Consider the following 26007-nt stretch of genomic DNA (forward strand, 5'->3'; position numbering starts at 1 on the left):
GCAGAATCGGCGCCATGGGTATGAGCCTCGACGAGAGAGTGCGGTCCGCGGTGGCGGCTCTCCTGCATGCGGCGGGCGAGTCGCAGACCGGGCTGGCCGGCGCGTTGGGCGTGAGCCAGGCCCAGGTGAGCCGCCGTCAGTCGGGCACCGCCGCGTGGAGCCTGGCCGACTGCGACGCGGTCGCCGAGCACTACGGCATCGACGTGCTCGACCTCCTCGCGGGACCCACCCGGGCCACCGAAGCACTGCCCGCAGCACGACGCCGCGCTCCGCAGCGGCAGACAACCGCTGTGCGCCCCGCGGTTGTTGGGGACGGAGGAGCCCGGTGACGGATTTCGGTGCGATCGACGCCCTGCTGGCCGGGGCCCGCAAGGAGGTCCCGCTGCCGTCCGCCGAGGAGCGGCGTGCCCTGCGTGACGGGCTGAACCTCTCGCGTGCCCAGCTCGCGCAAGCCTTGGACGTCAGCCCCTCCACGGTCGGGGGATGGGAGTCCGGACGGGATCCGAGCGGCGAAGTGCGGGAGAAGTACGCGTACTTCCTCGAGGGAGCGCGGGCCAAGCTGGCCGCCGCGGCGCAGGAATCCGCGGACCGGGAAGCACCGGACGAGGAGCACTCGGCCGATGCGGACCCGGCCGAGCGGACCCTTGCCGATGGGCCCCCGGCCGAGGAGCCCCGGCCGAGGAGCCCCGAGCAGGGCGACTCCGTCGCGGCGCGGCCCGGCGCCGACGAGGACGACGTCGTGGCACTCGCCGCGCCCCAGCCCTGTGTGCTGTGCGGGCAACCCGCCCTGCATCAGGTCGCCGGTTTCCCGCAGCACCTGGACCCGGGTGAGTGCGGCTCGGCCGGGCCCGCGCGGCCGGAGGCGCCGGCACCGCAGCCGGAGACGTCGGCACCCCGGCACGCCCGCAACGAGCCCCCCGCTGCCGACGCGGAGGTCGCCGTGAAGCGCGGTGCGGGGAAGCGCGGTGGGCCGGCGGCCGGGGGTGCCACCCGTGGTGGGGCGGCACCCGGCGGTGCGGCGCGTGGAGGGGCCGCGCCCGGCGGCGCGAGTCGCGGGGTCAAGGTCGTGCCCGTCGGGCGGCGGCTGAAGACGGCCGACACGCCGGATCTCGTCGGGTCGGCCGTCGCAGCCGTGCTCGCCCGGCACGAGGGCGACGTGGAGGCGGCGACCCGGGCGCTGGTGAAGCGTGCGATCCCGGACGCCATGGCGCTGCTGGACGAGACACGCAAGGGCGGGCGGTACGACGTCATCGCCCACCCGTGGCTGCCCGAGATCCTGCGCAAGCAGAGCGCCCGCGGCAGCGACCAGATCTGGGAGGCGCGCCCCAAGTGGTCCCGGCACGAACTGCCGCCGGGCGAGCACGAGGTGACCGCTCTCGACATCAACGGCGCGTATCTGTCCGCCCTGAAGACGCATCTGCCGATCGGACAGCTGGAACACGCCACCGGCGACCACCACGACCGCCGCCGTGCCGGTGTCCATCTGATCACCCCGCCCGCCTGGGAGCACGACGACTACCTGCCCAACCCGATCGGCAGCCGGGACGAGCCCGGTCCGCTGTGGGTGACGGAGCCCACCCTGCGTCTGCTGCTGCGCCTGGCGGATCCGAGACACGGTCTGTGCGACCCGCCGGAGATCCACGAGTCGTGGACCTCGGGCGCCACCGAGAACCTGTTGGAGAAGTTCCGGGTGGCGCTCAAGGACGCCCGGGACCGGGCGATCGCCGACGCCGACGACGTGACGCTGGAGTACGTGAAGGCGATGTACTCGAAGTTCGTCTCCACGCTGGGCGAGTCGAACTACAACCGGGAGCTGTACCGCACGGATTGGATGCACCTGATCCGCTCCCAGGCGTTCGTGAACCTGTGGTGGAAGGCGCACCGCGCCTACGACGAGGGGCTGATGGTCGTTCGCGCGATGGGTACCGACGAACTCCACGTGATCGGCGACTGGCGAGCCGTGTTCCCCGAAGGGCGCGGCGTCACCGAGGTGAAGGTCAAGGACGTGTACCGGGTCGGGACGGACACCGGCGCGGAGAGTGACGGTGCCGACGACTGAAGCCGGTAGATTGCCCGCGCGAGGAAAGGAGCACCGGGGGTGCCTGAGCGCAACATCGAGTTCGGCAAGTACGGCGCACGCGGCATCAAGGGGCACGAAGCCGCGGCCCGGCAGCTCGACGCGCTCGCCGGGTTCGTCGTCACACCGATCACGGCCCGCCGAGGCCTGCTCGCGCGGCTGCATTACCTGACCCGCACCGACCACGCCCGCGCGGCGGCACGCGAGGCCGGTCTGACCGTCACCGACCGCACGCTGAGGGCGTGGCTTGAGGGCGGGCGCAGCCCGTCGGCGCGGAACCTCGCGCGTATCGAGACCGCCTACCGGACGGTCCGTCGGCACAACGTGGCCCGCTACCTCCTCGCCCGGCTCAACCGGGAGGGCCGCGGCACCCGCGTGGAGTTCCACCCGTTGAACCAGTCCCAGGTGGACCGGCCGCGCCAGCGCCCGATCGGCTACCGCACCGTCAACGTCCGCCACTGGGACCGGGTCGTCGAGGCCTGGGTGACGGACGACCTCGAAGCCCTGGACCAGGCCTGGGTCAGTGACGTGGTCGTCGACCTCGGCTCCGAATGGGGTCAGTACGAGTACGTCACGAACATCGGTTTCGCCGCGTAGCACCCGGCGGTCGCAGACCGTCACGGGTCGGTCGTCGCAGCGTCGTCATCGCCGTCGCGCGGGAGGCCCGGCCCGGCGGCGGGGTGTGCTCATGCCGTCGCGGTCCGTCTCAGAGGGCCGGTGCCTGCGCGGTCTTCTTGCGGGCGCGGTACGCGGCCGCCTTGATCTTGTTCCCGCAGGACTCCATGCCGCACCAGTGCCGTCGCATGCCCCGCGACCGGTCGATGTACGTGCGGGTGCACTCGGGGTTGGCGCACTCCTTGAGCAGGGGAGCGTCCTTGCCGCTGATGAGTTCCACCGCGTGGCGGGCCACCAGGGACAGAGCTTCGTCCGGGGTCGCCTGCGTCCACCGCCCGGAGGGGGTGAGCTGCGGCACCGCGGACGGCCGGCGTGCCGCGTTGTTCACCACGGTCAGTGCCGCTCCGGCGTACTCCTCACCGAGGCGGCGGGCCGTGATCAGTTCGTAGACCGCTTCCCGGACGGCTTTCGCCTGCTCCAGGTCGGCCTCCTGGCTGGGGGAGACCGCGTCCACGATGCCGGACTCCAGGTACCATGCGTTCAGCCTGTCCGGCGTCGTGAACATCTCAAAGCGCCTCGTACGGCGCGCGCGGAGTGTCGCGGCGAAGTCGAGGGCCGGATCCCCGCAGACAAAGGCGTGGTCGAGATTCACGTCACCATTCTGTCAGGTGATGAACGATGTGACAAGGGTCATCACCGCTTGACATGGTGACCGCCACCGAGGTGGGTTCCTCCGTGGCGGCCGCGTCGAGTTGTCCGCGTCGGCCTCGTGGCTGAGTCGTGGGGCGCGGGTTCAGAGGCCGAGGTCGTAGGCCAGGCAGTTGAAGGACGTCCAGGCTCCCTCGGGGTTGTAGGCGCCCCTCTCCGGCTGGTCCGCCGCGTCGGGCTTGTCCGCGGTCATGTCTTCGAGGCGGATGCGCTCGGGCAGTGTGCCGAAGCGTTCCAGGCGTGCCGCCGCAGCGCCGTCCATGGTGATCCGAATGTCCACAGTCGATCCTCCGCTCACTTCCAGGCGGACCGAGTCGTCCGACTCGGGGCGCCTCAGATTCGCATCCTGGTGCATCACCTGTCAAACAGGTGATTGGTTCTGCCGGGGGTGATGGCAGGGCCGGCCGACCGGTCAGAAGTGGTCCACGTCGACGACCGCCTGGGCGAAGGCGGCCGGCGCTTCCTGGGGCACGTTGTGGCCGATCCCCTTCAGGGTTCGGTGCTCGTACTTGCCCGTGAACCTGTCCCGGTACGAGGCGCCGTTGCCGGGGGCCGTGAAGGGGTCGCGCTCGGGATCCAGGGTGATCGTGGGCACCTCGATCACGGGCCGGGCGGCCAGTTGCTTCTCGACGCCGTCGTAGCGGCGCTCCCCCTCGGCGAGGCTCAGCCGCCAGCGATAGTTGTGGATCACGATGGCGGCGTAGTCCGGGTTGTCGAAGGCCGCCGCCGTGCGCTCGAAGGTGGCGTCGTCGAAGTCCCACGTCGGTGACACGTCGTCCCAGACGAGCCGGGTCAGGTCGTGCCGCAGGGTCTTGTCCTGCATGGCGAGCCGGCCCCGCTCGGTGGCGAAGTAGTACTGGTACCACCAGGTCTGCTCGGCCTTCGGCGGCAGCGGCTTCAGATTGGCCTGGAGGTTGGTGATCAGGTACCCGCTCACCGACACGAGGGCCTTGCAGCGTTCCGGCCAGAGCGCGGCGATGATGTCCGCGGTGCGCGATCCCCAGTCGAATCCGGCCAGGACGGCCCTGTCGATCTTGAGGGCGTCCATCAGGGCGACGATGTCGAGGGCGACGGCCGACTGCTGGGCGTTGCGGAACGTCCGGTCGGAGAGGAACCGCGTCGAGCCGTGGCCGCGCAGATACGGAACGATCACCCGGTAGCCCTCCGCGGCCAGCAGGGGGGCGACGTCGACGTAGCTGTGGATGTCGTACGGCCAGCCGTGCAGGCAGACGACCGCGGGGCCGTGGGCGGGGCCCAGCTCCGCGTAGCCGACGTTCAGCAGGCCGGCCCTGACCTGCTTCAGCCGCGGGAAGGACGCAAGCGTCCCGCTGCCACCGGCGGCAGCGGCAGGGGTCTCGGGTCCGCTCCGCGGGGCGGCGGAGGCGGCCGGCGCGCCGGGGCCGGCCAGGGAGGCCGCCGCCGCGCCCAGGCCCAGTGCCTTGCTGAAGGTACGCCTGTTGATCATGTGAAGCCCTCCGTGCGTTTCCGGGTGCCGACCCGCATTCCATGGTGATCGGGTTCGGACGTTTCCGCGTGACGTGGTCACCGCCGGCGTGCGTGATCGACTCTGGCACAGAGTCGATCACCGGTCAAACAAGTGACGAATGAGGCCGCCGTTCAGGCGGGTGCGCCTGCTGCCGCGCTTCTCTTGGGGGTAGTGCCATTCCTCAACCTTCTTGCATCACCATCTTGACCGGTGATGCGCTAAGGGTCACCATTGAGTGACCGCCTGAGCCGGTGACGCGACAGAGGTGTCCGGGGGCGGCAAGGTTCTTGATTCACGAGATGGAGAGCCAGCCATGGCAGTCAGCTAGGGCTGGGCCGCCTGCTTCCTGGGCGCCGTGCGCCGTGCCGCCGGGCAGCGCAAGGTGAGGCCGGCCGGCACCGCCATCACCGCGGAGATCACGCTCCACCACGGTGACGACGGCGAGTTCGGCCTCGCTGCCGTGCTCGACCTCGAACTCGGCGGTGTCGACCAGGCGACCGCGGAGGAACTCGGTGCCGCGGCCCACCAGCTCTGCCCCTACTCCAAGGCCACGCGGGGCAACATCCCCGTCACGGTGAACGCCACCGCCGTGGGGTGGTGACACACGCGTCGGCACGCAGGCCTGGGTCCGGCCCCCGTCGGGGAGCCGGACCCAGGCCGTTCTCTGTTTGTTCCTGCTGGTCCTGCGGGTGTCTCCGCGTGCTTCCTAGTTGGGCGGGGTCGGTGTGTCGGCGGTCCGGTACATGGCCTGGACGTCCAGCTCCAGTTGCACCGTCGGGCCCACCACCGCGATGCCGCGCGCGAGCATGGAGCGCCAGTTGAGGGTGTAGTCCTCCCGGTGCAGTTCGGCGGTCGCCAGGGCCGCGCAGCGCAGTTCCTCGCCGTAGCCGCCGTTGACCATGCCGAGGTAGGAGGTGTCCAGGGCGACCGAGCGGCTGACGCCGTGCATGGTCAGCGAGCCCTGCAGGGTCCACTTGGTGCCGCCCCGGTAGGCGAACCGCGTGCTGGTGAAGTCGATGTACGGGAAGCGGTCGACGTCCAGGAAGTCGCCGGAGCGCAGATGGTTGTCGCGGGTGGTGTTGCCGGTGGTGATGCTGGACGCGTCGATGCGGACGTGGACCCGTGAGTCGGCCATGTCCTGGGCGATCTGGATGCCGCCCTCGAAGCGTTCGAAGCGGCCGTGGACGTGCGCCATCCCCACGTGCTTGGCGATGAACCGGATCGCGGTGTGCGGCGGGTCGAACAGCCAGACACCGGGCACCGGCAGTTCCAGCGCGTCGGCCGGCTGGAGCCAGACGCGCTCGCAGGGTGCGGCGGTGTCGGCCACGGCTTCGATCGTCTCGCGGTGCGGGCGCAGTCCGTCCGCCGTGATCAGCAGGCTGTAGCGGCCGGGCGGCAGCGCGGCGAGGAAGTAGCCGTACGGGTCGGCGGTGCCGCGCGCGACGACGCGGTGGGTGTCCAGGGCCGTGACGGTCACCTCCGCGGCGGCCATGGGCGTGCCCACCGGGTCGACGATCTCGCGGGCGACGGCGCCGGCGCCGGGTGGGAGGGCGAGGGAAAGGCCCGCCGCCTCGGCCGGGGCGACCTTGGACCGCCGACGCCGGAGCAGTGCGAGGGCCATGATGTTCACCTTTCTTCACAGGTGGCGCGGCGGCACGCGAAGGCGTTCCCGGGCAGGCCGGAACGACCGCGCCTGTACAGCGGACACCCCCCTTCTTGATCTTGTGGCACGCGCCCACGGCGCGGGTGTCTCATTACGAGACGGTCGCCGCCGTGCCCGGCTCCCGTCCCTGGTGCGCCGCCCGTAGCAGCTCCAGGACTTCCTGCGTGGTCACCGGGCGCGGATTCGCGTAGGGCCGGCCCGTCACCTGCTCGGCGGCCGCGGCCAGGTCCTGCTCGCCGAGGCCGAGTTCGGCGAGGGTGCGGGGCGCGCCGAGGCGGCCGGCCAGTTCCCACAGGGCGTGCGGCACGTCCTGTGTGCCGAGTGCCCGGCGCAGAGCGGTGAGTGCCTGCGGCGCGGCGGGCGCGTTGTGGGCGAGTGCGTACGGCAGCACCACCGTGTGGGTCTCGGCGTGCGGCAGTCCGAAGGAGCCGCCGAGCACGTGGCACAGCTTGTGGTGCAGCCCCATGGTGGTCGCGCCGAGGCACGTCCCGCACAGCCACGCCGCGTACAGCGCCTGACTCCGCGCGTCGATGTCCTCCGGGTCCGCGGCGAGCCGCGGCAGCGCGCGCGTCATCGCCCGTACACCGTCCTCCGCCATCAGCCCGACCAGCGGCGAGGTGTCGGGTGCGTAGAGCGCCTCGACGGCGTGCGCGAGCGCGTTGATGCCGCTGGTCACGGTGAGGGCGACGGGGAGGGACAGCGTGAGCCGCGGGTCGTAGACCACGCTGCGGGGCCGGACCACCGGGTCCCGGCCGGTGTGCTTGACGCCGTCCTCGGTGCGGCCCCAGACCGGGGTCATCTCCGACCCCGAGTAGGTGGAGGGGATCGCGATCAGCGGCAGTCCGGTGTCCAGCGCGATCGCCTTGCCGAGCCCGATCGAGGAGCCGCCGCCGACCGCGACGATCCCGTCGGCCCGGACCTCACGGGCGACCTCCACCGCTCGGACGGCGATCTCGACGGGCACGTGCATCCGGGCGTCGGTGTGCAGTCCCGCACAGCGGTCGCCCAGGGAGTCCGCGACCGCCCGCGCCGTGGACTCACCGCGGCTGCCGCTGACCACCAGCAGACGCCGCAGACCGAGCCGTTCGGCCTCCTCCGGCGGCGCGGTGAGGGCCGCGCCGGGCCGGAAGACGACCCGCACGGGCGGGCTGTCGTAGGAGAAGTCCGTGGGGGACAGGCTCATGACGTCTGTTCCAGGACCAGGTCGAAGCGGGCGTGCCGGAACGGGTTCGGCACTCCGAACTCACCGGCCAGTGCCGGGTCGTCGGTGTCGGTGAAGTCCTGCACGAGGCTCTGCTTGACCGCGAACACGGCGTCGGAGTCCAGGTAGTCGCTGCCGGCCACGAAGATGTGCGTGGTGACGGGCGTGTGCCCCGGTGCCGTGGCGATGAAGTGGATGTGGGCGGGGCGGTAGGGATGCCGGCCGGTGGCGCGCAGCAGCTCGCCGACGGGGCCGTCGGTGGGGATCGGGTACGGCGCGGGCACGCAGGTGCGGAACCAGAACCGGCCCTTGTCGTCGGCGGTGAACACCCCGCGTCCGTTGCCCGGGGGCTGTGACTCCGGCTGCTGCACGTCGTAGTGGCCGTCGCCGTCCGCCTGCCACACGTCCAGGACCGCGCCGGGCAGCGGGGTGCCGTCCTCGGACAGGACCCGGCCGCTGATCACACAGGGTTCGCCGCCGCCCACCAGGTCGATGTCGTCGCCCAGTGCGCGCGGCGGGGACTCGGTCAGGTGGAAGGGGCCCAGCACGGTCGACTCGGTGGTGCCGGGCGGCCGTTCGCCGCCGAGGGTCTCCACCAGCATGGAGACACCGAACACGTCCGACAGCAGGATGAACTCCTGCCGGGTGTCGGTGCAGGCCTGTCCCGTCGCCGTGAGGAAGCCGATCGCCTGCTCCCACTCCGCCTGCGTCAACCGGGTCTCGCGCGCGAAGTCGTGCAGATGGCGGACGAGGCCGGTGAGCAGTTCGCGCAGTCGTGGGTCGGCGGTCGCGGCCAGACTGGCGACGGCCTCCCTCGTGACGCCGGTTCCGTTCACGTCGTCGGTCATCGCGGCTCCTCCTGTTCTGCGTTCGGTTCCGCTCCGGGTCATGCGGTCACGTGGTTCCGAGGACGCGCCGCAGTGCGTCCGAGAGGAGTGCGTGCGCCTCGTCGGCGTTCGCGGCGGCAGACGCGTGCCGGAAGCATACGAAGCCGTCGGGCCGTACGAGCAGTGCGCCGCCGTCGGACGTCTCCCGAAGGCGCGCCCAGTCGCCGTACGGGTCCTCGTGGTCCTGCCCGGGTCCGATCACCACGGTGGCGACCTCGATGTCCTGGGCCTTCGCGGCCCGTACCCAGTCGTCGCCGCCGATGCCCGTCAGCAGGGTGAACCGGCCCCCGTCGACCGTGTCGAGGGTGGAGAGGGTGCGGGAGCCCGAGGTGATCCAGGCGTGCGGGAGCTTGGCGCCGGGGCGGCTGGAGGGCTGGTGGAACAGCTCCGGGTCACGGTCGAAGCCCGGGTCGGGGGTGCCGTCGGACACGATCGCGTCCGAGACGTAACGCTGGTTCAGGTCGACGCCGTGCGCGTTGAACTCGTACACCTTGAAGGCGATCGCCTCGCGCAGGCGGGTGCGCTGCTTCTCGGCGGCCTCGGAGGCGTCCTTGCGGGCGGCGATGTTGGCCCACAACTGCTCGGGGGTCTGCGGGTCGAGCCCGTCGAGCGCCTCGAAGACGGGTGCGGTCTCGCGGATCGACTGGTTGGCGCGGGTGACGATCTGCCGGCCGATCGGGGCGCGTTCGGCCGTGTAGGAGTCCAGCAGCGCGGGCGCGGCGTGACCGTCGAGGACGTACTTGAGCTTCCAGGCCAGGTTGTAGGAGTCCTGGACGGAGGTGTTGGAGCCGAGGCCGTTGGACGGCGGGTGGCGGTGGACGGCGTCTCCGGCGCAGAAGACACGGCCGTTGGCGTACGTCTCGGCGTACATCTCGTTCACGGTCCATGCTGACGACGACTTGACGGTTATCGGTATGTCGTCGTCCCCGACGAGCTTGCGCACGATCGACTCGGCGTACTCGGTCGTCAGGTCGGGGGCACCGGCGGTGACGTCGTAGCCCCAGACGATCAGCCATTCGTTCCACGGGCGTACGCAGCGCACCAGGCCCGCGCCGATGCCGCCGACCGTGGCGCCGGGCGCGAGGACCCAGTACAGGGTGGACGGGCGGTGAGCCGTGTACTTCGTCAGGTCCGCGTCGAAGACGATGTTGATGCTGCCGGCCACGCCCATCTGTCCGCCCATCGGCAGGCCGGCGTCCTCGGCGACCCGCGAACGGCCGCCGTCCGCGCCGATCAGGTACTTGGCGCGGATCTCGTAGGTGTCGCCGCGCAGCCGGTCGCGGACCGTCGCGGTGACGCCCTCGGCGTCCTGGGTGTGGGAGAGGTACTCGGTCTGGTAGCGCAACTTGGTGCCGCGGGCCACGGCCGCGTCGACGAGCACCGGCTCCATGATGTGCTGCGGCATGTCGCACATCCGCGTGGGGCTGGCGAGTTCGTGCGCGGCCTGGACCAGCGGGTCGTTGCCCCAGGAGCGGACCCGGCCCAGTTCCTCGCCCGCCAGGCTGGTGCAGAACGTCGTGTCGCCCATCAGCGGCTGGGGCGTCGCCAGGGCGACGACGTCCTGTTCGACGCCGAGGTCGCGCAGTACCTCCATGGTGCGCTGGTTGGTGATGTGCGCACGGGGTGTGTCGGCGAGGCGCGCGTAGCGGGTGACGACGATGTTGGGCACGCCGTAGGTGCTCAGGGCGAGGGCGGCCGAGGCGCCGGCGGGGCCGCTGCCGACGATCAGGACGTCGGTCTCGACGACTGTGGACACGGGAACGCTCCTGGGGGAAACGGACATCGAACGCTCATGGTCACGGAGTCGGACGGGCCGTGGGTGTCTCATTACGAGACGCGCCGCACGCCCTCCGGTGCGGTACGGCGGCAAGGTTGTTGTTTGTTCAACTGAATCCGGTACGGTGGATGTCGCCGTGACCACCACACAACAAGCCCCCGTCGGCCTCGCGGTCCCCACACTGCGCAGGGCACGCGAGAGGTTCCTGGCTGGGCAACCGCTGCCCGACGGCGTACCCGACGAGGTCGTCGCCGCCTGGCGGCGCGCCCGGTTCTTCGGTGTGCCGCGCGATCTGCGGGAGACGTCGGCCGGGCCGCCGCCGCGCGAGCCGTCGGCGCTGCTCGCCGCGGCCCGCCCGGTACTCGAACGCATCGCCCCCGCCCTGGACGGCGACGGGACGCTCCTGTTGCTCACCGACGAGCGGCTGCGCGTGCTCTGGAGCGCGGGAAGCCTCGACGGGGAGGAAGCCTGCGCGGACCTGTCCGAGCGGGCGGTCGGCCACAACAGCGCGGCGCTCGCGCTGCGTACGAGGCGCCGCGGCGAGGTGCACGGACCCGAGCACTTCCTGGACCGCTGGCAGGAGGTGTCCGCGGTCAGCGTTCCCGTGCTCGCACCGGACGGTGCCCAGGCGCTCGGCACACTGACCGTCGCGACCGGGATGCGCGCGGGCTGCCGGCCGCACCCCCAGGCCGCACTCGTGGAGGGGGCCACCGCCGCGGTCGAGGCCGAACTGCTGGCCCGCGCGGGGCAGACCGAACGCGTCCTGCTCGACGCCTATCTGCGGGCCACCCGGACGCCGGACGGCGCAGTCGTCGCCGTGCTCGACGGCCGCAACCGCCTGATCAGCGCCGAGGCGGAGCGGGTGCTGACGCCCGAGGTGCTGCAGGCGCTGGAGCGTACGGCGGTGGCCGCACGACGCGGCAACGAGACGGCCGAGCCGGTGCTGCCGGACACGGCGGCATGCACCGCGCGCATCACGCAGGTGCGACAGGACGGGGCCGTCGTGGGGATCGTGGCGGCACTGCGGCCGCTGCGCGAACCGGTACGGGCGATCATGCCCTCCGCCGGGCTCACCCTGACCGGTTCCTCCGTCGCCTGGCGCTACGCGGTCGGACGCGCCGTCGAACTGGCCCGCACCCCCGAACCGCTGCTGCTGACCGGTGAGCGCGGCACCGGGAAGACGACACTCGCGAGGGAACTCCTGGCCGGCCACGCCGTACGGATCGTCGACGCGGCGGAGCGCGTCGAACTCGGCTGCCCGCCCGCCGACCTCGTGGACGGCCGCGCCCTGCTGATCCGGCACGCCGAGCGGATGGCGCAGCCCGCAGTCGCCGCCCTGAACTCGCTGCTCGACACGCACCCGCACATGTGGCTGCTGGTCACCTACACACCCGGCACACAGCCCGGCCCCTGCCTGCAACGCCTGCTGGACCAGCTCGGCGCCCGCTCGGTCACCCTCCCGGCACTACGGGAACGCGCCGAGGACATACGGCAGTTGCTGCGGGCCCTGACCCCGCGCTCCGCCCCGGGCCGACCGCCGCTGACCTGGACGCTGGACGCCCTGCGCGCGCTGGAGCGCTACCCGTGGCCCGGGAACGTCACCGAACTCGGCCGGGTCGTCAAAGCGTTGGCGGAGGACCGCCGGGTCACGGGACCGGTGCGCCGGTCCGAACTGCCGGAAGCCGTGCGCGAAGGGCCCGCCCCGCGGCAGCTCAGCCCCATGGAGCACGCCGAACGCGTCACGATCCTGGAGGCGCTGCACCGCCACGGGGGCAACAAGACACGCGCGGCGGCGGCGCTGGGGATCGGGCGCGCGACGCTGTACCGCAAACTGCGCGGCTATCTCGGCTGAGCCCGCACCGCCCCGGTCACCACCGCGCCGCGACGTGCCGGCGCACGGAGAAGGGTCAGCCCAGTGACTCGAAGTACGCCTTCTGCGCGGGGTAGTAGTCCGCGAAGTCGGGTCGGGGTCCGCCCGTGCGGGCCGCGGTGAGCATGTCCAGGTAGTACTCCCAGCCCGGTCCGGTCTCCCCGAGGTGTTCCCTGGAGGTGAGGTGGTGGACCAGTCGGAGCTCCGTGACGCCGTCGCTCTCGGCCACCAGCAGCTCCAGTGACCAGGAGCCGGATTCGCCCTGCGTCGAGACCGCGAGCCGGCGCGGTGCCTCGCAGGCGTCGATCCGGACCGGGATCCAGTCGTCCGACTCCTCGAACACCATCTGCACTTCGATGGTGCGGCCGGGAGCCCCCTCGCCGCGCCACGGGCCGAACCAGCGCGCGGTGCGCTCCGGCTCGGTGACGCTCGCCCAGACGTCCTCGGCGGAGGCGCGGTAGGTGCGGGTGAGGATCAGGTCGTGGCCCGTCGCCGTGGGGACGAGCCGGCCGGAGGGTTCGAGAGTCATGCGGTGTCCTTCTGTTGTGCTGTGCTCGGGGTGCCGGCGGGCTCGGATCGGCCGCGTTCCCGGCGTGCCCGGTGGACCTCGGTGTCCAGTGCCGCCAGCTGCCGGGACCAGTCCGGGGCCCGGCGGCCCTCGAACTGGACGAGCCACTCGCTGAGGCGGGCGAGCGGGACGTGGACGAGCGTGTAGCGCCGGTGGCGCCCGTGCTGCTCGTCCCGCACCAGCCCGCTCTCGCGGAGTACCCGCAGGTGACGGCTGACCGCCGGGCGGCTGATGGAGAACCGGGCGGCGATCTCGCCCGCCGTCAGCGGGGCGTGCCGCAACATGACCAGGATCTCCCGGCGCACCGGATCGGCGACGGCAGCGGCCACGTCGGTCAGTTCGTCCACGGGAAAAGCGTAACCCATGGGTTACGCGTCATCGCGTCGCACGGGTCGCGTCGCCCCGATCCGAGCCGGGACAGCGGGTGGCCGAGGGGTAACCCGCCGCCGCCCCGCACCCGATGCGTATGATCACGAACGGCTCGCAGGAGGCGGACGGGGGAGGGGAACGCATGGCCCGGCGCGCGGCGGCCGGCACGGCCACCACCCTGCTCGACACACTGCTGCACTCCGCCGAGCGCTCCCCCGGGCAAGTCGTCGTCCACCTCCGCGCGGACGGCACCGAGCGCACCGTCACCTTCGCCGATCTCCGCGACGAGGCACTGCGCGTCGCGGGCGCCCTGCACGCCGCGGGCCTCGCACCCGGTACCCCCGTCCCGCTCGTCGCCGGCCCGGGGGAGCGCTTTCAGTCGATGTTCTGGGGCGCGGTCGCGGCGGGACTCGTACCGGTGCCGCTGGCCGCCGACCCGCGCCGGGTCGGACCCGTGTGGGAACTGCTGGGTCGTCCGGCCGTGATGGTGGACGACACCACGGCCGACCTGCTCGGCGAGCTTCCCGGTCCCGTGCGGGCCCTGCCGCTGGACCTGCTGCGCGAGGGCCACCCGCCGCCCCGGCCGGTCAGGGCCGAGCCGCGGGACGTCGCGTTCCTGCAGTTCTCCTCCGGCAGCACCGGCGCACCGAAGGGCGTCGAACTCACCCACGCCGCCGTACTGGCGAACCTCCGGCAGATCCGCACCGCCATGGACATCGGCCCCTGCGACGTCGTGATGACCTGGATGCCGTACTTCCATGACATGGGCCTGATCGGCACGCACCTCGTGCCCATGGCGGCGGGTCTGAAGCAGGTCAGGCTGGAGCCGCTGTCCTTCGCCAAGCGTCCGGCCCTGTGGCTGGAGGCGGCGGCCCGGCACCGGGCGACCCTGCTGTCCGCCGCGAACTTCGCCCTGGCCCTGACCCTGCGGCGGGTGCCCGACACCGTCTGGCCCGGACTCGATCTGAGCGCGGTACGACTGATGCTGGTCGGCGCCGAGCCCATCGCGCCCCGCGTCTGGCGGGACTTCACCGCCGCGGCCCGGCCGTCCGGGCTGGCCGCCACGGCCCCGCTGCCCGTGTACGGGCTGGCCGAGGCCACGCTCGCCGTGACCGTGCCCCCGCTCGGGGAGGTCGCCGCGCCGCTGGTCCTGGACCGGGCGGAGCTGGGCCGGGGCCGGGCCGTGCTCACCGGACCGGGCCCGCACACGCTGGAACTGATGGATGTCGGACGTCCCGTGCCCGGCTGCGAGATCCGCGTCACCGACGACTCCGGCCGGCCGCTCGGCGAACGGCGGGTCGGCCACGTCGAGGTCAGCGGCCCGCAGGTGGCGCTCGGCTACCACCGGGCCCCCGAGGCGACCGGGGCCGTGTTCCGCGACGGCTGGCTGCGCACCGGCGACCTCGGCTTCCTGAACGGGGGCCGGCTCTGTGTCACCGGGCGGCACAAGGACGTCGTCTTCGTCGGCGGCCGTACCTTCCACGCGGCCGACATCGAGGAGACGGCCGCCACCACGCCGGGGCTGCCCGCGGGCAGCGCGGCGGCGATCGGCTCGACCGACCCGCACACCGGCGCCGAACGCGTCGTCGTGTTCGTGCAGTGGGCGCGGCCGTCGTGGGCGACCGCCCTGCCGGTGCTCAGCGCGGCGGCGGCCCGCGTCCGGGAGTCCCTCGGCCACGACGACGTGCGGGTGCTGCCCCTGCCGCCGGGCGCGTTCCCCCGCACGACCAGCGGAAAGCTGCGGCGCGGGCTGATGCGTGCGCGCTTCGAGTCCGGTGCCTACGGCGCGGTCCAGGAGCGCCTGACGGCGGCGAGGGCGTTGCACGAGGCGGCCCGGGAACGCCCGGCGGACGCGGGACGCGGGGCGGCCGGGGGCACATCGGACGGACCGGGGGAGCGGTCCGGCCGGGCCGACGGTCCGGAGGCATCCGAAAGCGGCCCGACGGTCCGGTCGCGGCCGGCACCCGAGGAGACGGCAGGCTCGGCCGTGACGGCCGCGCCGCGCTCACGCCGGGACGTCCAGGACGGCGTCCTCGGCATCTGGGCACGCGCTCTCGATCTGCCACCCGAACGGATCGGCCCGGACGACCGGTTCTTCGACCTCGGCGGATCGTCGCTCAAGGCGATGGCCGTGCTCGCCGAGATCGAGGACACCTTCTCCCTCACGGTGGAACCGCGCGTCCTGCGCGACCACGACACCGTCGCCGCACTCGCCGGACATGTGCTCGCCCTGGTCGCACCGCCGGTCCCGGGAGACCCGATGACGCCGGAGCCCGCCACCGGCAGCGCGCGGCGGCAGGACCGCACCGGAGAGGCACGACAGCACGGCTGCGGGGACCCGGGACCGCGGGGCTCCGCCGGCCGGGCCCGGCCCACCGTCTCGGACGCCGACCGAGCAACGTCCGACGGCGCGGCCCGGCCGGTCGTCGCGGTGCTCGCCACGGCCTGCCGGTTCCCCGGTGCGGAGACGCCGGAGGACTTCTGGGACCTGCTGGCCGCCGGCCGGGACACGATCACCGCCGTACCGGACGGCCGCTGGGACGACGCGCGCGAGGGATCCGCCGCGTCCACGCACCACGGGTCCTTCCTCGCCGACCCCGCGGCGTTCGACGCCGCCTTCTTCGGTATGGACGACGAGGAGGCGCGCGCCACCGACCCGCAGGCCAGGATCTTCCTGGAGCTGGCCCACGAAGCCCTGGAGCGCGCCGGATACGCCGGGCCCCGCCGAAACGGGCTCCGGGTCGGGGTGTTCGCCGCCCTCGGCGACAGCGGCCACCGCGAGGTCCTCACCGACGCGTCGGACGGCGACCTCGCCGCGCACCCGGCCGCGCTCACCGGCAACCTGCCGAACCTGATCGCCGCCCGCGTCTCCCAGGCGCTCGACCTGCACGGGCCCGCGCTCGCCGTGGACACCGCCTGCTCGTCGGCGCTGGTGGCGCTCCATCTGGCACGGCGCAGCCTGGAGTCCGGCGAGTGCGATCTCGCCGTGGTCGGCGGGGTCCAGCTGGCCCTGACCTCGACCGGCCACCGTCTGCTGGAACGCGCGGGCGCGCTGTCCCCGACCGGCGGCAGCCGGCCCTTCGGCGCCGCCGCCGACGGCATCGTGCCCGGGGAGGGCGGAGCGGCCGTCGTCCTCGCGCGCCTGGACGAGGCGCAGCGGTCCGGCGACCCGGTGCTCGCCCTGGTACGCGGCACGGCGGTGAACAACGACGGCCGGTCGCTCAGTCTGCTCGCCCCCAACCCCCGCACGCAGCGCCAGGTCATCACCCAGGCGTACCGCGACAGCGGCGTCGACCCGGACACCGTCTCGTACGTCGAGGCCCACGGAACCGGCACTCCGGTGGGCGACCCCGTCGAGGCGCAGTCGCTCGGACACGCCTTCCCGCCCCGCCCGGACGGCCGCCCGCGGCTGCTCGGCTCGGTCAAGGCGAACATCGGGCACCTGCTCAACGCCGCGGGCATGCCCGGTCTGGTCAAAGTGGTGCTGGCCCTTCAGCACCGGCAGGTGCCGCCCTTTCCACCGGGCACGGTGCCCGCCTCCTACCTGGAGCGTGTCGCTCCGGGCTTCGAACTCGTCACCGACCACAGGCAGTGGCAGGCATCCGGGCCCCTGGTCGCGGGCGTGAACGCGTTCGGCTTCGGCGGCACCAACGCGCACGCCGTCCTGGAGGAGGCGCCCCGGCGGGCGGCCCCGGCGCGCGCGGCCGACGCCCCGCACCTGCTCACCCTGTCGGCCCACGACGCCGACGCCCTGCGGGTCGCCGCGGACGACCTGGCGGCGCATCTGCGGGCACATCCGGAGCTGGACGAGGCCGACGTCTGCGCCACCGTGAACACCGCCCGCGACGACGGGCCGTTCCGCCTGGCCGTGGTCGCCGACGGCGACCTCGCCGACCGGCTCGGCCGTGCCGTCGGGCAGCGGGCCGGCCGGTCCCGCCCCCGCACCGTGTTCCTGTTCCCCGGTCAGGGAGCACAACGACCCGGGCAGGGACACGCGCTGTACCGGACGGCCCCGGTGTTCCGCGACGTCCTGGACGAAGCCGCCGCGGTGGCGGGACCGATTCTCGGGCGGACACTGACACGGTGGTGCCTGGACCCCGACGTGGATCCGGCCGGACCGGCGAGGACGGAGGTGGCGCAGCCGCTGCTCGTCGCCTTCGGGGTGGGGATCGCCCGGCAACTGGCCGCATGGGGCGCGACCCCGGACGCGGTCGCCGGGCACAGCGTCGGCGAGGTGGCGGCCGCGTGTGCCGCCGGTGCGTTCACCCTGGCCGAAGCGGTGGAGCTCGCCGTCGAACGCGGTCGGCTCTTCGCCTCCCTGAGCACCCCGGGAGCCATGGCCGCCGTCAGGGGTGACGAGGACACCGTCGCCGATGTCGTGGCCGCGTCCGGCGGCGCCCTGTGCGTGGCGGCGGTCAACGGGCCGACGCAAGTGGTGCTGTCCGGCACGGAGGGTGCCGTCGACCGGGCCGTGGCGGAACTGTCGAGGCGCGGGGTGGCCGCGCGCCGACTGCGCGTGTCCCACGCCTTCCACTCGCCGATGCTGGAACCGGTCCTGGATCAGCTCGGCGACGTGGCGAAGACACTGACGGCACGGCCGGCGGCCGTACCGATGCTCAGCACGGTCACCGGCGAGTGGCGGCCCGAACTCACCCCGGGGTACTGGCGGGAGCACGCGGTACGCCCCGTGAGGTTCGGCGCGGCCGTCGCGCGGTTCCTGGACGACGGTTTCGACACCTTCGTGGAGCTCGGCCCGGGGAACTCCCTGGGCGGCGCGGTCCGTTCGGTCGCCGCCACACACGCGTCGGCCGGCTCCGACGTGACGGTGCTGCCGGCGACGGCCGTACCGGCCGCCGGAGCCGAGGACGGCCCGGCCGCCGCGGGGGCGAGTGAACTGCTGGAGACGGTGGGCCGTCTGTGGACCCTGGGTGCGCCGCTGGACCGGACGGGCCGGCCCACCCGGCGGCCGCGGGCGACGGTGCCGACCTACCCGTTCCGCCGGAGCCGCCACCGGCCGCGCAGGACCGGCGCGCCGGCCGGCGCGTCCGCGGCGACGTCCGCGGCAAGGGCCGCCGAGGACCGGCCCGTTGCGCCCGCGCCGTCCGCAGTCACCCAGCGCCTCGACTGGTGTGACACGCCGCTGACGTCCGCCCCCGGACCGCGCGTCGTACGACTGGTGGGCGCGGACCACGCACTCGGCCGCGCCCTGGCCGCCCGGCTCACCGGGCGCGGACTGACGGTGCTGGGCCGGGACGGCACCGGAGCACCGGACCCGACCCCGGTGGACGCCGTGATCTGGCTGGACGGGGAGCCCACCGGGCCCCTCGACGGTCCGGAGTCCGTGGACGTCGCGAGCAGTTCCGCCCTCTCCGCACTGCGCCAGGTTCTGGACCAGGTGTCCGCCGGCTGCTCCCGGCTGCTGGTGGTCACCGAGGACGCGTACGCCATCGGTGCCTCGTCCGCATACCCCCGCCCGGCGGGGGCGCTGGCGCACGGCTTCGCGCTGGCCCTGCCCGAGGAGCATCGCGGACTGGCCTCCCGCGGTGTGGACCTGACCTCCGTCGACCCGCTCGACCTACGGGTCGACGCGGTGGAGAGCGAGCTTTGCGCGGTCCACGCGCCGGGCGCGGACGGCACCGTCGCCTGGCGGGCCGGCCGCAGGCTCGGCCGTACACCGGTCGACGTGACCGCCCCCACGACGGTCGAAGGGCTGCCGCCGCACGGCACGTACCTCATCACCGGAGGCGCCGGGGGGCTCGGCTCCGCCCTCGCGCGCGACCTGGCCGACCGCGGCGCCCGCGAGGTGATCCTCACCGGACGGTCCACCGCCGCGCCGCGGACACTGCTCGCCGACCTGCGGTCGCGCGGGGCACTGGTCCGCCACCTCACCGCCGACGTGTCCGACGCGGAGGCCGTCGACGCGCTGATGGCCGCTCTCCCGCCGCTGGACGGGGTCTTCCACGCGGCCGGCACGGCCCGGCCCGGGACGCTGCGCGGCAAGTCGGAACCGGAGATCGCCGATGTGCTCGCCGCCAAGGTGCGCGGCACCGTGCTGCTGGCCGACGCGCTGCGCCGGCACGGGCAGGAACCGGCCGTGCGCGTCGCCTTCTCCTCCGTCTCCTCCGTGCTGCCCGGCCTGGCGGGCGCGCTCGGCGACTACGCGGCGGCCAACGCCTTCCTCGACGCCTTCGCCGCCGCCGAACGCGCCGCGGGCGCGCCCTGGCAGGCGATCGGCTTCGGACCCGTCGCGGACACGGGACTCGCCCGCGGCATGGGGCCCGGTGCCGGGCTCCGCGACCGCGGCCTCACGACCACGACCGCGCGTGCCGCCCTCGCGGCGCTGCGGACGGCCGTCGCCATCGACGCGCCCCACCTGCTCGTCACCTCCCCGGCGCCCGCCGCGCCCGCCGCTCCCCGCTCCACCGAGCACATGCCGGCCACACCCGGAACCACCCCCGGCTCTGCACCGAAGGACACCACCGCCACCGCTGTCGCCCCCGCCGCCGTCGCGGATCTGGTGCGCCGGCTGCTGGCCGAGGCGCTGCACCGGGCCCCGGACGACATCGGCGACGACGAGCAGTTCCTCACGCTCGGTCTGGACTCGCTGACCGCCGTCGACCTCGCGCGCGGGCTGGAAGCGGAACTCGGCCGGGCGCTGCCCGCGACCCTGCTCTTCGAGTACCGCACGATCGGCGAACTGGCCGCGCACCTCGCCGCACAGCCCTCCGGGACGCCCGGCGCCGAGCGGCGGCCCGCGGCGACCGCATCCCCAGCCACCGCCGACGGTGAGGAGACCGACGCCCGGCGTCCACTCACGCCGCTCCAACTCGCCTTCCTCACCACGGAGACACTGCACGAGGGCGTCACCGCGTACGGCTACGTACGCCAGACCGTGCGCGGTCCCCTCGACACGGAAATCCTCGGCCGAGCGCTGGCACGGCTGGCCGCCCGCCACCCCATGCTCCGCCTGCGGATCACGGGCGACGTCACCGCGCCCCGCCAGTACACCGCGCAAGCCGGGCCCACCGACCGGGCGCCCCGCTGGTACGCGGTGCACGAGCCGGACGCGGGCGTGTCACCGGCCGGCCTGGAACGTGAGCTGTACAACCGTCCGTTCGACCTGACGGCCGAGGACCCCGTGCGCGCCGTCCTCGTCCGTGAGGACGCCCACCTCGCCCACCTGCTGCTGGTCGTCCACCACAGTGCGGCCGACGGCTACAGCCTGAAGATCCTCGGCGAGGAACTCTGGGAGTTCTACACCGCGCTCGCGCTCGGCCGCACCCCCGAACCCGCCCCGCCGCGCGGCCACTTCTCCGACTACGCCGCGCTGGTCGCGGACGAGCGGGCCTCGGCAGCCTTCGGCCGTGACCGGCGGTACTGGCGGGACAGGCTGGCCGGGCACGCAGCCGGGGAGAACACCGCCGACTCGGCCGCGAGCACGGCCCGGGCGCTGCCCTACGACGGTGATCCCGACGCGCCTCCCGTCCCGCCGCTGAGCCATCACCAGACCGCCGTCGACACGTCCCTGACGGCGGCGCTGCGCGAGACGGCCGCACATCACGGCGTCTCCCTCTTCCATCTGCTGCTCGCGGTGTACGGCCGCTGCCTGGCGCGCTGGAGCGGGCGACGGACCGTCGCCGTGAACGTGGCGCGTTCACGACGGGAGTTGCCGCTGCCAGGCATGGACCGGCTCGTGGGGCCGCTCGCGGACACCCTCCCGGTGTTCACCGACGTCGACCCGGGTGAGCCGGTGACCGCACTCGCGCAGCGGTTGCGGCGGATCTGGCACGAGGCGGAGTCCCACGCGACCCTCGGCAGCCCCGACCTGGCCGCACTGCTGCCCTCGGGCGGCCCCGCACCCCGCGCGGTGGCCCCGGCCGGCTTCAGCTTCGCCCGCTTCCCCGTGCGCCACGGTCAGGACTGGCCCGTCGCGGTGGCGCCGACCGCGGCGGCCACCGCGTCCGCCGCCACCCGGCTGGGACTGCTGTGCTGGGAAGCGGACGCGACGCTGCGCTTCTCGTGGAACCATCCCGCCCACCTCTTCCGCCCCGAGACGGTGGCGCGCCTCGCCGAGGACCACCTGAGCGAACTGCGGCGCGCCGTAGGCGGGTCCGGGACTCCGGCCGGATCCGGTACCGGGCCCGCCTCGATTGCGGCGGAGCCCCCGGCTTCCGGCTCGGCGGCGCCGTCCGCCCGCCCCGCCGCCAGTGTGGGAAGCGTGGTGGAACGCCTGGTCGCCCGGTTCCGGGCGACACCGGACGCCGTCGCCGTCGACACGGGCCGCGCCACGCTCACCTGTGCCGACCTCGACCGCGCCTCCCACGCCCTGGCCGAACGGCTGCGGGCGAACGGCGTACGCGCCGGCGACCTGGTCGGGCTGCTCACCGAACCCGGCCCGGACGCCGTCGTCGGCGTGGTCGGCATCCTGAGGTCGGGCGCCGGCTGGGTACCCCTGGACGCCACACACCCCCTCGCCCGCCTGAACGACCAGGTGCACCGAACCGGGGTTCGCGTGCTGGTCGCCGACGCGGCCGGCCGGGAGACCGCCGCCGCGCTGGACGACGTCACGACGGTTCCGGCGGCCGACCCGGCACCCGCCCGTGCCCAGGCCCTCACGTCCGAACCGCCGCCGCCCACCGACCCGGACGCCACCGCCTACGTCATCTTCACGTCCGGTTCCACGGGCCACCCCAAGGCGGTACCGCTCACCCACCGATCCCTGGCCAACTACCTCGACTGGTCGCTCGCCACGTTCGGCTACGGCCCCGGGGACCGGCTCGTACAGACGGCGTCGATCTGTTTCGACGCCTCCGTACGCCAGTTGCTGGCCCCCCTCTTGGCCGGTGCCACCGTCAGCACCCTCACCCGGGACCTGCTGCGCGACCCCGAGGCACTGCTGGACCGGGTCGTGTCGGACGGGATCACGGTGTGGAGTTCGGTGCCGACGCTGTGGGAACGGCTCCTGACCGCCGCCGAGACGCGGGCCCGGCAGGACGGTGTCACTCCCGACCTGGCGGCGCTGCGGTGGGTCCACGTCGGCGGCGAGGCCCTGCCCGCCGCGCACGTACGCCGCTGGTTCGATCTGCTCGACTCCGGCGAGGGCCGCCGCCGGCCCGACCACCGGGTGGCGAACCTGTACGGGCCCACCGAGGCCACCATCAACGCCACGTGCCACATCATCGACGGCCGCCCGGCCGACGACGTACGGCACCTGCCCATCGGCCGTCCGGTGGCCGGCTGCGAACTGGACGTCGTCGCCGAGGACGGCAGCGCGTGCCCGCCCGGCGAGGCCGGTGAGCTGCTGATCGGCGGAATCGGTCTGACACCCGGCTACCTCGGCCGGCCCGACCTCACCGCGGCGGCCTTCATCGAGCGCGACGGGCGCCGCTGGTACCGCAGCGGAGACCGCGTGCGGCGCACCCCGGACGGTGAACTGGAGTTCCTGGGCCGCCTCGACGACCAGGTGAAGGTACGCGGACACCGGGTGGAGCTCGGCGAGGTCGAGGCCGCGCTGCTCACGCACCCGGACATCTCCCGTGCGGCGATACTGCTCCGGGACGGCCGTCTCGAGGCGCACATCGAGCCCCGGCCCGGCTGCCGGGCGCCGGACGTCCGTGCGGTGCGCGGCTTCCTCTCCCGGGTGCTGCCGCCGTACATGCTGCCCGCTCGTATCCGTCCGGTCGCGGCGCTCCCGCTGACCGGCACCGGCAAGATCGACCGGCTCCGGCTGGCGCGGGGAGTGGACAACCCGAACGGCGAGAGGGCCGAAGGCGGGACCGGCGAAGAGGGCGGGACGACCGGTCACTCGCCGGTGTCGTCCCGGCAGGTTCCCCCGACCGCCACCGAACGGACCCTGGCCCGCGTGTGGTCGGAGCTCCTGGACCTGCCCGAGGTCTCCCGCGAGGACGACTTCTTCGACCTCGGCGGTGACTCCATCCTGGTCCTGGAACTCTTCGCCCGGCTCCGCCAGGAACTGCCCGCCGTGCCCCGTCCGACGGTGCTCCACACCCATCGCACCCTCGGCGCGCTCGCGACGGCTCTCGACGCCGCGGCGGAACAACCGGAGCGCACGGCGGGGACGGCCGCCACCACGGCGGACCACAGCACGGCGGGCACGGTCACGAGAGGGGATCAAGAGGCGACCGGCACGCCCGCCGGCCGTCCGGCGTCCGGTCCCGCTCACCCCGTACCCTCACCGCAGAGCTCGCTTCCCTACCCGCTCACTCCCTCCCAGCGGGGATTCCTCCTCGCCGAGACCATCGCCCCCGGCTCCGGGTCGGCCTGGCTCGCCAGGTTCCGGGTGAGCGGGCGGCTCCGGCACGACATCCTCCAGCGCGCGGTCGACGTACTGACGGAGCGTCACCCGATGCTGCGCACGGTCTTCCCCGCCGGGGCCCGTCCGCCCGTGCAGCAGGAACTGCCGCCCGCGCTGCGCCTGCCTGTCGAGACGGAAACCCTCGCCCGCCCGGACCTGCTGGACCACCGCGTCGCGGAGGAAGCGCGGCGCAGACTCGAACCGTGGGCCTGGCCCCTGCTGCGTCTGCGGCTGTTCACCGTCGCGCGCGACGAGCACGTGCTCCTCGTCCACGCGCACCATCTCATCGGTGACGGCTACAGCGCCGCCCTGCTCGCCCGGGAACTGCTCACCGTGTACGACCGGCTCGACCGCGGTCTCCCGCACGGGCTGCCGCCGCTGCACAGCTCCTTCCGCGACCATGTGGACCTGGCCGCCCGGCGGACGCGCCCCGACGGCCCGCGGGCCGAGGAGTACCGCGCACGACTCTCGGCGCCGTACGCCCCACCGGCCCTCCGCGCCCGGGGCGCCGCCCCCGACGCCGACCCGGCGGAGTTCCACACGACGGCCTTCACCCTGGACGCCGTCACGACCCGGGATCTGCGCCGTCGCGCCCGGACCGCACGCTGCACCCTGTACGCGCCCCTGCTCACCGCGTACTACCGCGCCCTCGCCGGACTCACCGGTCGGCGCGATCTGGTGCTCGGGCTCGCGGTCAGCGGGCGCGACGAGTCCACGGGCGACGCCCACCGGGTGTTCGGCCCGTTCGCCGAAGCGGTGGCGCTGCGTCCGGACGCGTCCGGACCGCACCGCACGACGGCATTCGGGGAGGATCTGACCCGGATCGCCGCCGAGACGGTCACGGCACGCGCCGAGGGCCCCACCGATCCGCGGACGCCGGACGGGCTGCCGCGCACCGCCCAGTTCTTCTTCACCTTCCTCGACTTCACCGGTCTGGGCGCCGTGCCCGAGGGTCCCTTGACCCTGCGCGCCGACGACTCCGACAGCACGCTCGCGCTGCCTCCGGCCGGCACGGATGTGTTCCTCGCCGCCAGGCCGACCGCGGGCGGCGAAGGCCTGCGCGTCATCGTGCGGGCCTGCGCGGCGGCGCTCACGCCCGGCGAGCTGACCGGCTTCGTCGAGGCGATGCGCCGCCAACTGCGGGACGCCCTGCGTGAAGTGGGCGTCGACGCGGTGCCCCGCGAGGTGGCGGCAGGTGTGACGGAGGCCCCGGACGAGCGCGCGCTGCCCGCCGCGCCCCACGAGGAGTCCCACGGCCGGCGCACGGCCGGTCGCGTCGCCCTCTCCTCGCAGGGGGCCGGGCACGACCGTCTCGACGCCGCCCTGGTCGGATACCTGCCCGCGCCCGGCCACCTCGCCGCGCTCGCGGGACTCCGGCATCAGCCGCCGGGCCGCGAACAGATCCGCGCGCTGCTGTTCCCCGAGGGCCGCGCCCGACTGCTGGAGACGGCCGTCACCCCACTGGGCCGTTCGGGCTTCGTCGCCCTCCCCCTGTTCGCCGACGAACTGGCCTCGGGCGGTGACCTGGCCGCCCGCACCGCCCGCGCCGTCGAACACGCCGCGTCGCTCGGCGCGCGCTGCGTCTCCCTCGCCGGTCTGATCCCCTCCCTGACCGGCTACGGCTACGACGTCCTGCGCGAGACCATGACGACCGCGGAGCTCACCACCGGCCATGCGACGACCACCGTCGCGGTGGCCAGGACCGTTCAGCGCGCGCTCGCGGAGACCGGCCTCCGGTTGCCGGACCTGTCGCTCGCCGTGGTCGGATGCGGCTCGATAGGCACGTCGTCGCTTCGGCTGCTCCTCGCCACGGCGGAGGGCCCGCCGGCCCGGCTGCTGCTGTGCGACGTCGCCGGCAGCGCCCCACGGCTGCGGCGGCTCGCCGCCGACCTGTCGGCCGACCGGCCGGCGATGCCGGTCGAGGTCACCGAGTCCGCGCCGTTGCTCCCGGAGGCGGTCTACCGGGCGGACCTGATCGTCACAGCGGTCAGCGGCGCCGGCGCCCTCCTCGACATCGACCGGCTCCGGCCGGGCACGATCGTCGTCGACGACTCCTTCCCGCACTGCTTCGACACCGCGAAGGCGCTGGACCGCATGGAGGCGAGGCGGGACGTCCTCGTGGTCGGCGGCGGCCTGCTCGCCCTGGACTCCGTGAAGACCCGCCCCGCAGAAGACCTTCCGCCCCTGGCCCGCGCGGGCGCCGCCGGCCGGCACGGGATCCCCGGCACTCTCGCCTCGTGCCGTCTGGAGTCGCTGCTCCACGTCCGGGCCGCCGATCCGGGCAGCGCCGGGCCGCGTATGACGCACCGACTGCCCCTGATCCACGGGCTCGTCGACCTGCCGCGCGCCCTGGCGCACTGGGAGGCGGCCGAGACCGCGGGGGTGCGCTCCGCCCCCTTGCACCTCCTCGATCACGTCGTTCCGCCGGAGTCCCTGGACGCCCTGCGCTGATCCGGGTGCCGGGGATGATG

General features: G+C 73.9%; 15 protein-coding genes. 6 read left to right on the plus strand and 9 right to left on the minus strand.

The genetic code is table 11. The features are described 5' to 3' along the window. Nucleotides 1–14: 14 nt before the first annotated feature. From DN051_RS35280 to DN051_RS35290, 3 genes are read left to right on the plus strand one after another with little or no spacing between them, the layout of a single operon-like run. The gene (locus DN051_RS35280) at nucleotides 15–329 is read left to right on the plus strand and encodes a helix-turn-helix domain-containing protein (RefSeq protein WP_079000659.1); all 315 of its coding nucleotides are present in this window, start codon (nucleotides 15–17) and stop codon (nucleotides 327–329) included. Continuing rightward, the gene (locus tag DN051_RS35285) at nucleotides 326–2059 is read left to right on the plus strand and encodes a helix-turn-helix domain-containing protein (RefSeq protein ID WP_112440683.1); all 1734 of its coding nucleotides are present in this window, start codon (nucleotides 326–328) and stop codon (nucleotides 2057–2059) included. The genes DN051_RS35280 and DN051_RS35285 overlap by 4 nt, the downstream gene beginning before the upstream one ends. A gap of 39 nt (nucleotides 2060–2098) precedes the next feature. Then, nucleotides 2099–2674 carry a transcriptional regulator gene (locus tag DN051_RS35290; protein ID WP_112440685.1) on the plus strand — a complete coding sequence of 192 codons (576 nt, stop codon included), beginning with the start codon at nucleotides 2099–2101 and terminating at the stop codon, nucleotides 2672–2674. A 109-nt stretch (nucleotides 2675–2783) separates the two neighbouring features. Here the strand turns inward: DN051_RS35290 and DN051_RS35295 are convergent, their stop codons facing one another. The 3 genes from DN051_RS35295 to DN051_RS35305 all read right to left on the minus strand — a co-directional run bounded on the left by DN051_RS35295 (nucleotide 2784) and on the right by DN051_RS35305 (nucleotide 4865). Continuing rightward, complete coding sequence (locus DN051_RS35295) at nucleotides 2784–3344, minus strand: CGNR zinc finger domain-containing protein (protein ID WP_053757928.1); 561 nt, start codon at nucleotides 3342–3344, stop codon at nucleotides 2784–2786. Nucleotides 3345–3485: 141 nt separating this feature from the next. Further along, nucleotides 3486–3680, minus strand: a complete 195-nt coding sequence (locus DN051_RS35300; RefSeq protein WP_053757929.1) for a hypothetical protein — start codon at nucleotides 3678–3680, stop codon at nucleotides 3486–3488. A gap of 132 nt (nucleotides 3681–3812) precedes the next feature. Continuing rightward, nucleotides 3813–4865, minus strand: a complete 1053-nt coding sequence (locus DN051_RS35305) for an alpha/beta fold hydrolase (RefSeq protein ID WP_112440687.1) — start codon at nucleotides 4863–4865, stop codon at nucleotides 3813–3815. A gap of 376 nt (nucleotides 4866–5241) precedes the next feature. Here DN051_RS35305 and DN051_RS35310 point away from each other — a divergent pair, with 376 nt between their 5' ends. Then, nucleotides 5242–5487, plus strand: coding sequence for an OsmC family protein (locus tag DN051_RS35310; RefSeq protein WP_246040697.1), 246 nt, complete (start codon nucleotides 5242–5244; stop codon nucleotides 5485–5487). Nucleotides 5488–5592: 105 nt separating this feature from the next. On the opposite strand, the gene DN051_RS35315 is transcribed toward DN051_RS35310, so the two are convergent. The 4 genes from DN051_RS35315 to DN051_RS35330 all read right to left on the minus strand — a co-directional run bounded on the left by DN051_RS35315 (nucleotide 5593) and on the right by DN051_RS35330 (nucleotide 10393). Continuing rightward, nucleotides 5593–6507: a YceI family protein gene (locus DN051_RS35315; RefSeq protein ID WP_053757931.1), complete on the minus strand. Its 915-nt coding sequence runs from the start codon at nucleotides 6505–6507 to the stop codon at nucleotides 5593–5595. Nucleotides 6508–6640: 133 nt separating this feature from the next. Next, on the minus strand, nucleotides 6641–7732 hold the full coding sequence (locus DN051_RS35320) for a maleylacetate reductase (RefSeq protein WP_112440688.1): 1092 nt from the start codon (nucleotides 7730–7732) through the stop codon (nucleotides 6641–6643). Further along, nucleotides 7729–8598, minus strand: coding sequence for an intradiol ring-cleavage dioxygenase (locus DN051_RS35325; RefSeq protein ID WP_112440690.1), 870 nt, complete (start codon nucleotides 8596–8598; stop codon nucleotides 7729–7731). Before DN051_RS35325 ends, DN051_RS35320 begins: the two co-directional genes overlap by 4 nt. A 46-nt stretch (nucleotides 8599–8644) precedes the next feature. Then, nucleotides 8645–10393 carry an FAD-dependent oxidoreductase gene (locus DN051_RS35330; protein WP_199314753.1) on the minus strand — a complete coding sequence of 583 codons (1749 nt, stop codon included), beginning with the start codon at nucleotides 10391–10393 and terminating at the stop codon, nucleotides 8645–8647. Between the two features lie 157 nt (nucleotides 10394–10550). Between DN051_RS35330 and DN051_RS35335 the strand changes: the two genes are divergently transcribed. Continuing rightward, nucleotides 10551–12266, plus strand: a complete 1716-nt coding sequence (locus DN051_RS35335; RefSeq protein WP_112442639.1) for a helix-turn-helix domain-containing protein — start codon at nucleotides 10551–10553, stop codon at nucleotides 12264–12266. A 55-nt stretch (nucleotides 12267–12321) separates the two neighbouring features. Here DN051_RS35335 and DN051_RS35340 read toward each other — a convergent pair whose 3' ends face one another. After that, nucleotides 12322–12813: an SRPBCC family protein gene (locus DN051_RS35340; protein WP_053757935.1), complete on the minus strand. Its 492-nt coding sequence runs from the start codon at nucleotides 12811–12813 to the stop codon at nucleotides 12322–12324. Then, the gene (locus tag DN051_RS35345; protein ID WP_053757989.1) at nucleotides 12810–13199 is read right to left on the minus strand and encodes an ArsR/SmtB family transcription factor; all 390 of its coding nucleotides are present in this window, start codon (nucleotides 13197–13199) and stop codon (nucleotides 12810–12812) included. Before DN051_RS35345 ends, DN051_RS35340 begins: the two co-directional genes overlap by 4 nt. A 164-nt stretch (nucleotides 13200–13363) precedes the next feature. Between DN051_RS35345 and DN051_RS35350 the strand changes: the two genes are divergently transcribed. Next, nucleotides 13364–25987 (plus strand): non-ribosomal peptide synthetase/type I polyketide synthase, encoded by a 12624-nt coding sequence (locus tag DN051_RS35350; protein ID WP_112442641.1) that lies wholly within the window; start codon nucleotides 13364–13366, stop codon nucleotides 25985–25987. Nucleotides 25988–26007 lie beyond the last annotated feature (20 nt).

The sequence above is a fragment of the Streptomyces cadmiisoli genome (assembly GCF_003261055.1).
Lineage (GTDB): Bacteria > Actinomycetota > Actinomycetes > Streptomycetales > Streptomycetaceae > Streptomyces > Streptomyces cadmiisoli.